14 protein-coding genes are annotated in these 14,831 nt (G+C 48.6%); 13 read left to right on the top strand and 1 reads right to left on the bottom strand.

Going from position 1 to position 14,831, the window contains the following annotated elements:
* The 8 genes from B7991_RS15005 to B7991_RS10535 all read left to right on the top strand — a co-directional run.
* The coding region (locus B7991_RS15005; RefSeq protein WP_217898059.1) for a hypothetical protein at window positions 1-217 on the top strand (217 nt) is incomplete at its 5' end.
* Between the two features lie 40 nt (window positions 218-257).
* A complete protein-coding gene (locus B7991_RS10565) occupies window positions 258-2,114 on the top strand; it encodes a glycoside hydrolase (RefSeq protein ID WP_088630792.1) in 1,857 nt (618 codons plus the stop codon).
* A gap of 3 nt (window positions 2,115-2,117) precedes the next feature.
* The gene (locus B7991_RS10560) at window positions 2,118-2,804 is read left to right on the top strand and encodes a hypothetical protein (protein WP_088630791.1); all 687 of its coding nucleotides are present in this window, start codon (window positions 2,118-2,120) and stop codon (window positions 2,802-2,804) included.
* The gene (locus tag B7991_RS10555) at window positions 2,794-3,480 is read left to right on the top strand and encodes a lytic transglycosylase domain-containing protein (protein WP_088630790.1); all 687 of its coding nucleotides are present in this window, start codon (window positions 2,794-2,796) and stop codon (window positions 3,478-3,480) included. Before B7991_RS10560 ends, B7991_RS10555 begins: the two co-directional genes overlap by 11 nt.
* A 71-nt stretch (window positions 3,481-3,551) precedes the next feature.
* Window positions 3,552-4,940, top strand: coding sequence for a TolC family protein (locus tag B7991_RS10550; protein WP_235002890.1), 1,389 nt, complete (start codon window positions 3,552-3,554; stop codon window positions 4,938-4,940).
* A gap of 18 nt (window positions 4,941-4,958) precedes the next feature.
* Window positions 4,959-5,537 (top strand): phospholipid-binding protein MlaC, encoded by a 579-nt coding sequence (locus B7991_RS10545; RefSeq protein WP_088630788.1) that lies wholly within the window; start codon window positions 4,959-4,961, stop codon window positions 5,535-5,537.
* Window positions 5,537-6,640, top strand: a complete 1,104-nt coding sequence (locus B7991_RS10540; RefSeq protein WP_254917940.1) for a hypothetical protein — start codon at window positions 5,537-5,539, stop codon at window positions 6,638-6,640. The genes B7991_RS10545 and B7991_RS10540 overlap by 1 nt, the downstream gene beginning before the upstream one ends.
* A complete protein-coding gene (locus B7991_RS10535; protein ID WP_088630787.1) occupies window positions 6,640-7,344 on the top strand; it encodes a pseudouridine synthase in 705 nt (234 codons plus the stop codon). Before B7991_RS10540 ends, B7991_RS10535 begins: the two co-directional genes overlap by 1 nt.
* Before the next feature lie 130 nt (window positions 7,345-7,474).
* Here B7991_RS10535 and B7991_RS10530 read toward each other — a convergent pair whose 3' ends face one another.
* Window positions 7,475-7,849: an HU family DNA-binding protein gene (locus tag B7991_RS10530; RefSeq protein WP_088630786.1), complete on the bottom strand. Its 375-nt coding sequence runs from the start codon at window positions 7,847-7,849 to the stop codon at window positions 7,475-7,477.
* A 105-nt stretch (window positions 7,850-7,954) separates the two neighbouring features.
* Here B7991_RS10530 and B7991_RS10525 point away from each other — a divergent pair, with 105 nt between their 5' ends.
* From B7991_RS10525 to B7991_RS10505, 5 genes are all read left to right on the top strand, one after another.
* Complete coding sequence (locus tag B7991_RS10525; protein WP_088630785.1) at window positions 7,955-9,172, top strand: tRNA-dihydrouridine synthase; 1,218 nt, start codon at window positions 7,955-7,957, stop codon at window positions 9,170-9,172.
* Window positions 9,173-9,445: 273 nt separating this feature from the next.
* Window positions 9,446-10,273, top strand: a complete 828-nt coding sequence (locus B7991_RS10520; protein WP_014545434.1) for a TIGR02147 family protein — start codon at window positions 9,446-9,448, stop codon at window positions 10,271-10,273.
* 18 nt (window positions 10,274-10,291) lie between these two features.
* The gene (locus tag B7991_RS10515; RefSeq protein WP_088630784.1) at window positions 10,292-11,263 is read left to right on the top strand and encodes a hypothetical protein; all 972 of its coding nucleotides are present in this window, start codon (window positions 10,292-10,294) and stop codon (window positions 11,261-11,263) included.
* A 145-nt stretch (window positions 11,264-11,408) separates the two neighbouring features.
* Window positions 11,409-13,295: an HD domain-containing phosphohydrolase gene (locus B7991_RS10510; protein ID WP_088630783.1), complete on the top strand. Its 1,887-nt coding sequence runs from the start codon at window positions 11,409-11,411 to the stop codon at window positions 13,293-13,295.
* Between the two features lie 218 nt (window positions 13,296-13,513).
* A complete protein-coding gene (locus tag B7991_RS10505) occupies window positions 13,514-14,809 on the top strand; it encodes an aminotransferase class I/II-fold pyridoxal phosphate-dependent enzyme (RefSeq protein ID WP_088630782.1) in 1,296 nt (431 codons plus the stop codon).
* Window positions 14,810-14,831 lie beyond the last annotated feature (22 nt).

The following is a 14,831-nucleotide window of genomic DNA, read 5'->3' as shown; positions in this document are numbered from 1 at the left end:
CGCTGGATTCACGCCCCGCCTGACGCAACACGTCGGGCGGGGCTTTTTCTTTTTTATCCCGCCCGCCGCTTCCACGAATCGCGCAGGAGCTCCCGCGAATCCCGTGGTGCGCTGTCATGCCGGACTCCGATCCGGCATCGCCACTCTCGATATTTTTTATTTTATTCTAAATAGACCTGCTGAAAATATCTTGGTTTCAGCAATTTCTAGTGACTAATAACTAATAACTACTAACTAAAATTGCTATTCTTTGTCGCATGAATCCTAGAATATCCTTTGTATTGCAGATGTCGCCATCGACCTCGTATGAAAACCTTGAGGCGGTCGCGCGTAACTTGCTCGAAGGGTTGAATGTTCTTCTGAATTCGGAACAGGTAAAGTGCTCCATCTTCTTGGATGGGCCTGTGATTGAGGCGCTTTACAATGTGGCAAAGCCGTTGATGTTCGGCAAAATTCAGAATGCGATTCGCAATGGGGTTCTCGAATTTTTAGGCGGTGGCTATTACGATCCTATGCTTCCGCTTTTTCCGGAAGATTTGCAGACGATGCAGTTGGAGTTGCATCGCGACTACTTGAAGAAGGTGCTTGGCGCAGAACCGCAGGGATATTTCAATTCCTCGCTGGTGTGGGAGCCGGGTATGGCCGATGTTCTGGAGCGTTCCCGTTTTGATTATGCGCTTGTGACAGAATCGGCTGTGCAAGATGCTCTTGGCCGTTCGACACCGGTATCAGGCTGGTTTACGCTTGAAGACCGTGGTGCACTTATTCGCATTGTCCCTGTGTCCGAGGTTCTTTCGAAGGCGATTGCAGAAGATAATCTTTCTTGGCGTTCTGTAGCGGAACAATATTGCCGTGATGGAAAGTCTGCTATTGCGCTTTTGGATATTCCGTCGGAGCCTGAAGAAATAGTCAATTTCTTTGGGCGCTTTGTAGACTTTGTCGAGATGAATGAGGTTCAGACTAGAACCGTTGGTTTTGCTGTAGATCAGCTGGAAACTTGCGGTACGATTAGTTTCCTTGTTTCGGCGGGCCGCAGGCTAGGGCTGCCTTCGACGGCGCGAACTTGTCGTGAACTTTTGATTCGCCGTCCAGAGATCAATATGCACCACAAGTCTTTCCTGAATTTGTACAGGAGAGCTCGCAGTGTGCTTTCGGGCAAGAAATGGCTCGAATTCTGCCATGCGCTTTTGCCGGCGATGGCTCCGCTTTATTTTAGGGATATGCACAATCGCTCGGGCATGCGTTCCATGATGGTACGCAAGCGCTCGAACCGCATGTTGCTTTCTGCTTCGCAAGTTCTCGATGACCTTACTGGATTCTCTGGGCTTCGCGTGGATGTGTGCGATTTTTTGCTCCGTGGCAAAAAAGTTCTCTTTTGCGAAAATCCGGAATCGTCTTACTTGCTCGATTACCGCATTGGCGGTGCGCTCCGTGTATGGAATTACAAGGGTGCAAAGACGAATCTCGTGAACTCTTGGCGCGATGACGGCGAACCTTCGTTTGCCTTCTTGGATTGCCTTGTGCCGAATGTGGACTTTACGCCGGTCAAGCTGGAGCAGATGCTCTACGACCGTAAGCACTTGCTTGCAGACCCGTATGACTATCGTATTTTGCGTTCCGATGTCGGCACCGAGATTATGTTAGACGAGGAACAGGGCTTTGACAATGAAGAGCGCAAGGCTTTGTTCAAAATAAAGAAAGTCTTTACGTTCCAGGGCGACGCTGCCAAGTTTACCGTTTCGTATGCGATAGACAATCTTGCGTATGTGAACACGAAGGGCTATTTCGGGACGATTCTCGAGCTTGGGCTTTTGTCTCATGGCGATGTCAACAAAGTCTGGATTGACGGCAAAAATGTCAAGTGGAATATGGTGGAGCCGCTTTTGTATCCGGATGGCCAGTCGCTTGAAATTCGCGATGAAAAGGCTGGTTGCGTGTTCCGCATGGCGTTTGATCGTCCGACGTCTATCTTTATCGGCTCCATCTTTGGAGCAACTTCAACTGCAGCTCCGCAGGCGTTCCAAGGCATTCGCGTGTTCCCGTTCTGGAATGCTCCGTTCAACGTGCTTGACCGCAAGGCGTTCAAGATTTCTGTGTCGGTGACGAAGAGGTAACTTGTGCGTGCGGACTTGATCGACATCCAGGTAGAAGATCGCGGCGAAGAAGTCGAAATTTCGTTGTACGGCATTCTAGGCGAATACCAGCTTTCGGCTGTCCGTGAAAAGCTTGAAATGCTTGTGCGTGGCCCAGGCGTGTTCTTCTTTGTGAATCTCCAGAATGCAAGGTTCACGACGGAAGCATATCGTGGCTTGTTCCTTGAAATTTTGAATTTGGTCAAGCAGCAGAAGGCTAGCCTTATTTTGTTGTTCGATAGCGAAGAGCTGCAAGCTTATTTTGAACGTTATCGCAACATCTTTGAAATTTATAGAAGCCGCGAGGAATACCGCAAGTCTGGGCTTTCGAAGCAAGTTCATTTGGTTGGTTTGCATTACGAGAAAAAGTCGATTAGCCTTTCTCCTGGCTTTGCCATTTCTGTTGCTTTGTTCTTGATTGGTTGGGCTGTTACCTTGTTTGTTATTGTGGTGGGGCAAGGCCGTGAAATATCGGATAAACAGGCTCAGATAACGGCTCTCGAAAGCCAGAAGGCACGCTACATCCGCGAAATTGACCGCTTGGAATCGGCAATTGGGCCGATGCGTAAATTAGGCGTTGTGCAGGATACGACTTTGCTGAGTTCTTTTGGCGCTATCCAGGATTGGGTCTCGTATCTAGAATACTTGGAGAAGAATCGACGTGAAAAGTAGCGTTCGTCTTTCTTCGATGAGCGTAAGCGTCCTGTTTATCATAGGCTTCGCCGTATTGTTCTTTTTTGCGAGCGAATGGTATTCCAATAGCCGTAAACTTGAAAAGCTTGCTTATCAGGAACGTATTCTCCATAATGATATGGAACATTTGGAGGTGGTGGGCAAGTGGACGCTCGATTACGTGAAAATCGAAAAGGCGCTCACATATATGCTTGGTGATAGAATCTCCGAGGTGAGTTTCCGTATTCTGGCAGAACATTTGTGGCAGATTTCACAATCGTATTCTTTGGACCCATTGATTATTCTTGCTGTTGTCGCGCAGGAAAGCCGTGGAAACCCGCTTGCCCGTGGACGTTTCCAGACCGGAAAATTTTCGGGTGCGCTCGGCTTGATGCAGATAAAACTGGAAACCGCGAAAAAGATTGGCCGCAGGTTTGGGCTTGTTATAGAAGGTGAAGACGACTTGATGCGCCCGGAAGTGAACGTGGTTGTTGGCTCTGCTTACCTGATTCGCCTGATTGGAAAGTATGGCAATTTGAGGGAGGCACTAGTGGCTTATAACCTTGGCCATACCGCTGTCGACAAGCTCCTTGAAAAGAATGCTCCGCTCCCGACTTCTTACTATGAAGGGGTGGTGAGGAAATATCGGGATTTAGTGAATCACTGCTCCATTTAAAGAGTGCGTTTTTTGAAATAAAAATAAATCTTGAGTTGTAGGCCGTATATTCTTTTTTCTAAATTCTAGTCGTGATTAGGAATCTGATTTTTATTCTTGGAATGACGGGGATCGCCTTGGCGGGCGAGGTCCGTTATGATTGCTTGCGTTTTGTAGAGCAGGGACTTACGAGTGACCCGCAGATGGAAGAACTGCGTTATGGTACCGAAGCCAAGAAAAATAAGATTGGCGCACTCAAGTCAGAAGTTATTTTACCGACCTTTTATGTGTCGATGATGGTTGGGCCTGCTCCGGGTCTCAAAGAGTATAACGATTACTATTTCAATCAATCTGGGGATACCTTAGGTGTTGAAAAGGGCGAAAAGTACGATTTTTCCAGGATGGGGCCTTTCTGGGGTGTCGAAGCCAAGTTTATCCAACCGTTGAACTTGGGCCAGTATCGAACAGGCAAGTTGGCTCTTGAAGCGGATCTGCAGCAAAAGACGTTTGAAATTGAAAACTCTACGCTCAAAAAAGAAGTCGAGCTCCAGACCTATTATTACAACTACCTGCTTGCTCTTGAAATGAAGCGTCTTGCCGCCGATGCCAAAAAGCGGGTCGACAAGGCTTATGATCAGCTCGAAGAAGCTTTGGATGAAGACGAACCGACTGTTTCGCAGACGGATCTTCTGAATTTGAAAGCCAAAATGCATTCGGTCAAGGAAGGCGTGATCGAGGCTGACCTCGGCATGAAGCGTGTGCAGCTTGCTATCCGTTTTGCGCTTTCTTTACCGGAGGGCGATTCTTTTGTTGCTGAGGATACCGTGCTTGCCATGAGAACGGAAACGATGCCGACAGAAGAGCAGGTTCGTGAATTGACGGTTAAGCATAATCCGGAGTTGAAACAGCTTGAGGCCGGTTTACGTGCTCGTCGATTCCAAATGGACTTGGCTGAAGCAAAACTTGCTCCTGAGTTCTTTGTCATGGGTGAGTTTGAATACGTGAAGAGCTGGGCGGGTAACCGTAACGTGTTGCAGAAAAACGCATTTGCCCAGGATGCTGTGAACCGTATTTCTGGACTTATTGGCGTTGGCTTAAAATACCGCTTGAACTTCTGGAAAAACTGGGAAGATTTTCGACAGGCGAGAACGGAGTATCGTGGACTTAAGTTGAAAGAAAGCTATGCCTCGGATGGACTTGTCGCAAAAGCTGTTGAACAGTATTATCAGGTTGTGGCGGCTAAAGAAAAGCTTGATGCTTTGCGCGAAAGTCTGCGTGCGACAGAATCGCTATTGAAAGATGCAGCCATGAAATACGACCTCGATAAATCCCAAACGAGTGCGCTTGTTTCGGCCTATACGCAGAATATTTCCATGCAAAAAGATTATTATTTCGCCGTTTGCCGATATAACGTCGAATTTGCCGGATTAGTGGCAAAGATGGGTTTGTCTATCCAGAAGTATAATTCGTATTTTAAATAAAAAAGAGGAGAACCAAAGATGTTTAAGAAAATTTTGATCGCTATTGCCTGTGCTTCGCTCTTGTCTTTTGCTGCCGAAGATCCGGTATCTGTCGTGAAAAGCAAGGACGTTGAATTGCAGAACATCATCAAGAAGTCCAAGCGTACCGCTAAGGAAACTGAACGCGTCAAGAGCCTTTTGAATGATTCTTTTGACTTTGCTTTGCTCGCTAAGAAGTCTTTGGCCGCAAGTGACTGGAAGGCTCAGGACGAAGCTTCCCAGCAGAAGTTCGTGACGGAATTCCAGCGCATGGTCCGCAACTCCAGTGCAAATCGCCTTGAACTTTATCGCGCCGATTCCACGATTTATGAACCGGCCAAGATGAAGGGTACGGACGATGCTCGCGTTGTCGCTCACTTGTGGAACAAGGGCAAGGAATCGGTGCTCGAATACAAGATGACGCTTGTGAATGGCAAGTGGAAGGCTTGGGACTTGGTCATCGATGACCTTTCTACGGCCCGTAACTACAAGGAACAGTTCAGCAAAATCCTGAAAGACAAGAGCTTTGCCGAATTGATCGATATTATCAGCAAGAAGGCTGACGAAGCCGAAAAGTAATGGGCTTTCTTTCCTGGCTTTTTTGTGCAATTCTCGTTGTAGCGCTTGTGCTACTGCTTTTCCCGTTTGCTTTTCGAATTGATTTCGAGGCCGGGGAGCGCGGTGTGCGGGCGCTTTTCTTTTTTTTCAAGAAGAAAATTTACGAGTACGAAAAAAAGTGGAAGGAAGAAGCTGGCAGTAAGGAGCTGGCGGTAGAAGGAGACGACAAATGCGTAGATCGAGAGTCGCGACCAAGCTCGCTTGGGCATGACCGAGATCAGCATTTGGGACAAGAGCGAAGCGATTGTCCAAAGACGAAAGACGAAAGACGAAATGCGCCGCCGGTTGAAGCTGTTGCGAAAAAGCCTGCAGAAACTCCCAAGACGGAACCGATGGATGTTCCGGCAGGGACTGAATTAGGAATTATAAATCCTCAGGATTCGTCATTGCGAGCCGAAGACACCCCCGAAAAGCGAGAATCTTCTGATGTCATCCTGAGTGAAACGAAGGATCTAGTAAAGTCTAGCGCAAGCAGCGAGAGTGCGCATCCTGTGGAAGTAAAATCTTCGTCGGTTGTTGAAGTTTCGTCTGAAGCAAAAGCCGCGGAATCCGAGAATCGCGATTCCGAAAAAAACGAGACGCTCGCCGAAGATAAAAAGCCGAAGAAGGAAAAACGCAAACTCTCGGACCGTGAATTTTGGACCATTATTTTGACTCCGGATTTTGATGCTAGGGCGTTTAAGTACATTCTGAAAATTTTGAAGGCGGTGCTTACACTCTTCCGTGTGCGCTTTAGCGATTGCTTTGTCGAGGGCATCCGCTCGGATTACCAGACCATGGGCTATATCGCGGCGGCGAACGGATTCTTGAAAGCGTACCCGTACGTTGGCGATTGGGACTTGAGAATGGACTGGATGAACGAGAAGGAACTCCGCGCAGTTGGTTCGGTTCGCTTGAGCATTACGTTGCTCCGCATTTTCTGCTTTACTTTGGAAACTCTTGTGCTGGCTGGAATTTTGGCACTTAGCTTTTGGCGCCGTCGTGCGCATGTGATTAAAACAAATGAACTTCCGCAACTCGGCTTTATCCGCAGACGGATTCTTGAATTTATTTTGGAGGACTGATGGCTGTTTTGACTTTGGAACGTTTGCTTGCTTCGATGGGCTTTGGCAGTCGCAAGGATGCGCGTGGGTTAGTGCGCATGGGCCTTGTGGAGCTGGACGGCAAGGTTCTCGATGACCCGTTCATGGAATTCAAGACGCGTCCGGAGTTCATCACTGTGAATGGCGAAGAAGCGCCGACGGTCGAGAAGTTGTACGTGATGCTTTTCAAGCCAACGGATGTGGAGTGCAGCCACAATGCCCGTGACCACAAGCCTGTGTACGATTTGCTGCCGGAACGCTTTACGGCAATGGGCATCCAGTCCGTCGGACGCTTGGATGCGGATTCTTCGGGACTCTTGTTGCTCTCGAATCAAGGTGACTTTATTCACAAGGTCGAAAGCCCGAAGAAGGGATTTTGGAAAAAGTATCGCGTGACGCTTGCACGCCCGTTTACAGATGCGCAGAAGGCGGAACTCTTGGCGGGCGTGATGCTCAAGGACGAACGACGTCCGGTGCAGGCTCGTGAGATTGAAGTGAACGGAGATGTGGTGGATATCTCGATTGGCGAGGGACTGTACCACCAGGTTCGCCGTATGTTCGCTGCGGTTGGCAATCACGTCGAAACGCTTGAACGCATCGCGATTGGACCGGTTGTTCTGGATCGTACGCTGGGCGAAGGCGGTTGGCGATTCCTCACCGAAGAAGAAGTCGCTGCACTGTCGTAATAAAGGAGATGCCCGCTCAGTGGCGGGCATGACAATTTTGCGGCGGGCATGACAAAGAAAAGCCGGCGTTCAAGCCGGCTCTTTCGTATCAGGCGTGTGCGTAGCCTGAGTTAATAGGTTCAACGTACGTTTAGATGGAATCGTAGTCGCTATTGACGTGTACGATTTCGTTTTCGGTTTCAAGTTCCGGCTGTACGGATGCTTCGCCGAGGATACCTTCGAGCGAATTGATCTTGTCCTTAATGTCGTTGCTGAACTTGAATGTCGGGACCAGACGTTCGTCGATGAGAACGGTTTCGCCAGTGCGGGGGTTGCGCGCCGGGCGAGCCTTGCGGGGCTTGCAGGCGAACGTGCCGAAACCGCGAATTTCAATAGTATTGCCTTCGATAAGCTTCTCGCCGAGGAGGTCGAGGAACTGTTCGACAACAATTTTAATATCATTGCGCACAAATCCGGTGGATTTGGCGATTTCCTGAATAAGAGATTGTTTAGTTATATTAGCCACGCACTAAATATAAGTTTAACATAGACTTAGAGTGATGGTTAAAGCGAAATTAAATATCTTTTTCGGGTTCACATTGCGGAATATTTGTGAATAGTTGTGACTTAAATGTTGAAGATTGATAATTTGCCTAAAAAGGTCCGTTTTAATCTCCGAAACAAGGAGATTTTCCCCAATACTATCTTAAGTCCGATGGATGGAGTGACTGATGCTCCGTTCAGGCGGCTTTGCCGCATACTTTCGGGCGACCGCATGGGTCTTTTGGTTTCGGAGTTTGTTCCGACTGATGGTGATGCCGTATTCAACCCGGATGGTCACAAGCAACTGAAGTTTTTTCCGGAAGAGCGCCCGTTTGGCATCCAGATTTTTGGGCGTTTCCCGGACCGTATGGCTGCGGCAGCAGGCAAGATTGCCGAACGCTACCACCCGGAATTCATCGAAGTGAATGCGGGGTGTCCGGCGCCGAAGGTGGCGGGCAAGGGGAGCGGTTCTGGTCTTTTGCGGGACTTGCCCCGCTTGCAAGAGATTCTGCACGACGTGAAGGCGGTTTTGGACGCAAAGACGCCGGAGATTCCGCTCACGCTTAAGTGCCGTATAGGCTGGGACGACGATAGCATCAACGTGATGGAAACGCTCAAAATTGCCGAGGGCGAGGGCGTTGAAATGCTCACGGTTCATGGTCGCACGCGTTTGCAGGGGTATAACGGCCTCGCGAACTGGGACTGGATTGGCAAAGTTGCAGCTGCGGCAAAGATTCCCGTGATTGGCAATGGCGATGTGAATAGCGTCGAATGCGCACGCGAACGCATTAATACTTACGGCGTTTCGGGCGTGAGCATTGGGCGCGGGGCGATGCATAACCCGTGGATTTTCGGACAAATTGCGGATGCGTGGGAAGGTCGCGAAAAGCATGTGATTACCGCGCAAGAAGCACTTGATGTGTTCCCGCTCTATTACAAGTTTAAGATTGAGGACGGGGCAACGGAAATGAATGCGATGGGGCGCATGAAACAGCTCGCCGCAAGACTGTGCAAAGGTTTTTGTTTAGATGGGGATAGGCAATCCCGGCATCCCGGAATAAATCCGGGACAGGCTCAAGTCCGGGATGACAATGCTGGCGGAACGATCTCTGGTGATGACAATATTGCGATGTCGGTGCGGCAGGCGCTTTTGACGTGCCAATCGGCAGCAGAAATGCTTGAATGCGTTGAAAAACTCAAGGATGGGATTGCCCGTGAAATGGTCTTTGAGCCGGAACGCCTTGTGAACCTCAACGGCGCCAAAGAAACCGAACTCAAATTCGTCGACCAATTCAAAGGCCGTTGATGTTTTCAGTAAATGCGTGAAAAATAACTGTATAAGAAATTAATGTTTGCCGTCGAGAGAATAAAGCGTCGGCCAAGGATGGGGAGGGTGCAGGGAGGGGCCCGTGCGGCCTTCGCAACTCCGAGCTGGGGCCCCGCCCGCATGATGTACTTTAATGATTAAAAAATTGATGAAGTGCTGATTCATTCAGCATAAAAACAAGTACTCAAAAAAAATCTCAAAAATTTGCGTTAGCCTATTGACTTTGAGTCAAAAATTGAGTACATTTAGGGTATGGACAAGTTTATCGACATATTCCAGTTTACTCATTTCCGCAAGTACTTGGATGAATATCAAGCGGCTCGTGTGCAGACCGACCCTGAATTTACTAGGGCTGGTGCATGCGCTTTGCTTGGCCTCCCCAAGACTCGCAGTTACTATAACGATATCGTCAAAGGAAAAAAACTGACCGGTCGCATGATTCCCAAGTTCGTGGAAGTTCTTGGACTCAATAAGAAAGAGGCCAAGTACTTTGAAACGATGGTGAATTTCGACCAGGCGAAAACGACGACGGAACGCAATGCGTTTTTTGATGAACTCATCAAGCAGCATCCGGATCCGCACCACATCTTGAACGAAGATGCCTACGAGTATTACAACCACTGGTATAATAGCGTGTTGTTTACGGCGTTGGATGTGATGGATGTTTCGGATGACCTTGAACCGATTCAGAAACGCATTTTCCCGAAGGTCTCCGTGGGGACTTTGAAGCGTTCGCTCGAATTGCTGGAACGCATTGGCTTTGTGCGCAAGAACGAAGACGGCTTTTGGAAAAGCTCGCGCGATTCGGTGAGCAGTGGGGCTTACAACAATAACGATTTGGTGCGTCAATACCAGTTGCAGTGTTTTGAACTTTCGAAGCAGGCGCTGCTTGCCGATGACGATAATCCGTCGGACATGGGAACGTTTACGTTCAGCGTTTCGGACGATGCGTATAAAGAAATTGCCTTGGAAATTCAGAATTTGAAAGCCAAGGTGCGCAAGATTATTACGCAAGACAAGAAAGAGGCGACTGGGGTACACCAGTTGAATATTCACTTGTTCACGAATTTAAAAAAATAAAAACGAGGAGGAATAACTATGATTACAAATAAAATTACAAAGTTGGGCGCTGCTCTTGCAATGCTTGGCCTTGGATTGCTTGCCGCTTGTGGTGAGGACAATGTGGCGTCGTCGTACAGCGAAACGCAAACAGGGAAGCCTGTGGTGCAGCTGGGTCGCCTTGCTGATTTGGATACGTCAATCGTTTACCAACGTATTGATGTTGTAGATCCGTGTTCTGCAAAGAAAGTGGTTTTATACGTTGATGAGGTTAATGTGTTGGCCAAGGCGTCTCCTATAATCGAAGAAGATCATTCAGTCCCGGCTTGTGGAGAAAAGGAAACTGTTCGCTTGTATATAAATACGAGGGTACAGGTGGTTGATCCGCAGGGAAAACCGGTTGTTGGCGCCAAGGTTTACGAAGGTTCTTCTGCTTGTGATGATGGCGTATGTCAATACACCACAGACAAGGATGGTTATATTTATATAGATAGCGTAGCTTATCTTTGGTATTTGCAAGGGAGTGTGCAACGGTTCAGTTCTCTCCAGTTGCGAGTGCTTTCGGCGGATATGAACCTTGGAGCCAATGTCTATTCTAGTTTTGCGAACGCTTCCGCCTTGAAGATTGATGAGGTGCCGTTTGCTGAATTAGAAAAGATTGTTTTGGAACCCGTATATTCTGGTAAATTAAGCTTGAATCCTCCTTTCAAGATTTTGAAATTCTATGAATATATGAGTGAAAAAATGAAATGGGGTGAACGCCTGGAAAAGGATATTGAAGAAAGGGCTGAATTAAAGGTTTGCGTGTATTCGGAAGATTTTATGGCTGGAGAGCATCCTGATGTTCCGAATTATTATGCGCCTTGTCAAAGAGTGACCGAAGAAGACTATGAAAATGGATACATGGTCATTTATGGATTGCCTGAAGGAAAATATTATTTCGGCATATCTGAACCTGGTGCTTCTGAAGGCTTTGGTGTGTATGAAGGCTTTGAAGTTGTAAAGCCCTAGACCATTTAATGAAATCTTGAGGAGGAAAAGGTTTCAGCGGCTCTTCGGGGGCGCTGAAATTTTTTTACACTAAAATCCAACTAGAATTGTTAAATAAATCACTCTTTTTTTTGCAAATGTCAAAAAAATATTCTATATACAGAATGTGAAAACTTTTGTTTCTGCTCATAAGCTCGTTCAGATTACAATCCTGATTGTTATCGGTATAGTTATCAACCGATTGCTTGCCGATTTGGCCATCTATTTCCAATTGCCGCTGTACTTGGATAGCGTGGGCACGATTGTTGTGGCTGTAATTGGCGGCTTTAGCCCAGGGGCGATTGTCGGATTCTTGACGAACTTCATTGGCGGTTTTGTCGATTCTTCGACTTTCTACTATGGTACGATTAACGTGATGATTGCCGTATGTGCTGGGATTGCTGCTAGGCGAGGGGCGTTCCATCATGTTTCTCGTTTGCCGATGCTGCTTGGAATGTTGATGATTTTGAGCATTCCATGTTCGGTGCTTTCGTACTTTCTTTTTGACTTTAAGATTGCTGAGAATGTGGTGACGCCGATTGCGACGGCTCTGCATGAGGGCGGGCTTCCGGTTCTCTTGTCGCAGATTTTGGCGGACTTCTGCACGGAAATTCCGGATAAGTCCATTTCGATTATCGTGGCTTATGTGCTGATTCGCTTGACGCCACGCTGGTTTGCCAAGGAGTTTGATTCTGTTTCTGGTCGTTCGCATGAGGATCGCTACCGTTCTAAGAACGAAATCCATACGCTCAAGGCTCAGGTGACGGCTCTCTTGTTCGTGTCGAGCTTTGCGCTTGCGGTGGTTGCTACGGCGGTCGCTTACAAGACGTATTCCGAAGCGGAAATCCATGAAACAACGCTTTTGGCGGAATCGGTGAACAGGCTTGTGTCGGATGCTATCCAGAATGCGGACTCGACGACGCTTCACGAGTACATTCATGATCTCAAAGGCAAACATCCGCGCATTTTGACGATTACGCCGGGCATGCACGAGACGGGCAAGTGGGATGTCTCGATTGTCTGTACCGAGGCTCCGAATCCGGTCTGTACCAAGTTTAGCCTTGCCGCGATTCGCATTAGCGTGGTGCTGTTCTGCACGAAGATTTTCTCAACGCTGTTTGGACTTTTGCTAGCGATTGTGTTTACGGCTATCTTGATTGCAAACCGCAAGGTGGTTTACCCGATTCACGAAATGACGCTTGAAATGGACAACTTTGCCTACGACAGTAGCAGGGGACGCCGTGAGTCCATCAACCAGATCAAGGGTCTTGAAGTGGTGACGGGTAACGAAATCGAGAATCTGCATTCGGCGATTATCAAGGCGGTCGAAGAAATTGATTTGTACATCAACAAGTCCGAGTACCAGGCGGCCTCGATTGCGGCTCTCCAGACGAACATCATTACGGTGCTTGGCGATATGGTGGAAAATCGCGACGAGACGACGGGTGGCCATGTGCGCCGTACGGCGGCTTATGCTGAGCTGATTGCGCGACAGTTGCAGCGCGATGGCAAGGAACCTGAAATTGACGATGCTTTTGTTTCGACAATCGCTGTGGCGGCTCCGCTCCATGATATTGGCAAGATCAATATTTCGGATGTGATTTTGAATAAGCCGGGCAAGCTGACTGACGAAGAATTTGCTGAAATGAAAAAGCACACGGTCTATGGCCGTGATATGCTCGTGCGTGCATCGAAGAACTTGGGCGAAACGGCTTACCTCAAGATGGCGAAGGAAATTGCCTACAGCCACCACGAATGGTGGGATGGCTCGCGTGGCTATCCGGAGCGCTTGAAGGGCAAGGATATTCCGCTTTCGGCCCGCATTATGGCGGTCGCAGATGTGTATGACGCGCTTGTTTCGGAACGGCCGTACAAGAAGGCTTTCTCGGTGGACGAAGCTTTCCGTATTATTACCGAGGAAAGTGGTACGCACTTTGACCCGGAAGTGGTCGATGCTTTCGTGAAAAACCGCGAAACCGTCGAACAAATCATGAAAACTAAGTTCGAAGATTGATTTGTTACAATAATTGTAAAGGTTGATTGCGTCAATCTGAGGGCATTGCCCGAAGAAACGAGTAATATCTAGTTGTAAAAAATGACTGGATCCTTCACTGTCGTTCAGGATGACGAAGAATCTTTCATTAACCGCTTTTTTGATGTCCTTTTAATCTTGCGGGGGGCTTGCAATTTTTCTAAATTGCCCCGCGGAAATTTCAAAACAGGACATTGAGAATGAACTACAATCCTCTCGCTCAAGCTTTGAATGCAGAACTCTCCGCTAACGGTTGCTGCGTTCTTGACATGCTCTCTGAACAGGGCAAGGCCATTTTCTTCCCGCGTAAGGGTATTCTCGGCCAGGGTGCCGAAGCCAAGGGCTCCGACATCAATGCGACAATCGGTACAGCTCTCGAAGATGACGGCTCTCCGCTCGTTTTGGATTGCGTTCTCAAGTCCCTCAATCTCCCGAAGCAGTCTTTCCTCTATGCTCCGAGCTTCGGCAACCCGGACCTCCGCAAGGAATGGAAGGCCCAGGTCGTGAAGAAGAACCCGACGCTTGCTTCCAAGAACTTCAGCAACCCGGTTGTGACGGCCGCTTTGACGCATGCCATCAGCTGCGCTGGTTACATGTTCCTCGACAAGGACGACGAAGTCATTATCCCGGACCTCTACTGGGACAACTACGAACTCGTGTTCGAAAACGCCCGTGGCGCAAAGATCAAGACTTTCAACACCTTCAAGAACGGTGGTTTTGACACGGAAGCCTTGAAGGCTGCCCTCGCTGCAAGCAAGTCCGACAAGAAGGTCGTGCTCCTTAACTTCCCGAACAACCCGACGGGTTACACCGCTACCGAAAAGGAAGCGGTTGAAATCGCAAAGATCCTCACGGAATGCGCTGCTGCCGGTAACAAGGTCGTGGCTCTCCTCGACGATGCTTACTTTGGTCTCGTCTACGAAGAAGGCGTGACGAAGGAATCCCTCTTCGTGAAGCTCGTGGACGCTCACGAAAACCTCCTCGCTGTGAAGCTCGACGGTCCGACCAAGGAAGACTACGTTTGGGGCTTCCGCGTTGGCTTTATGTCCTTCGGTTTCAAGGGTGCAACTGAAGCACAGCTCAAGGCTCTCGAGGACAAGGCTGCCGGTACGGTCCGTGGCAATATCTCTAACGCTCCGTCCATCAGCCAGAAGATTTTGCTCGCTGCTTACCAGAGCGCCGAATACGCTCAGCAGAAGGCCGAAAAGTATGCAACGCTCAAGAAGCGTTACGACATCATCAAGCAGGTGTTCGCCGCTCATCCGGAATACAAGGACGCCTTTGAACCGATGCCGTGCAACAGCGGTTACTTTATGTGCATCAAGCCGAAGGGCGTTGACGCCGAAGAACTCCGCCAGAAGCTCATCAAGGATTACAGCACTGGCACGATCATGCTCTCTGGCCTTATCCGCGTTGCATTCAGCGCTGTCCCGACCGAAAAGCTCGGCAAGCTCTTTGAAAATATCTATAATTGCGTTGTAGCGATGAAAGCCTAACTGCGGCGAAGCCGCGCAAAAC

Source organism: Fibrobacter sp. UWB3 (assembly GCF_002210405.1).
In the GTDB taxonomy this organism is placed as follows: Bacteria; Fibrobacterota; Fibrobacteria; order Fibrobacterales; family Fibrobacteraceae; genus Fibrobacter.
The sequence above is the reverse complement of the archived record's forward strand: the minus strand, read 5'-3'. Positions and strand labels throughout refer to the sequence as shown.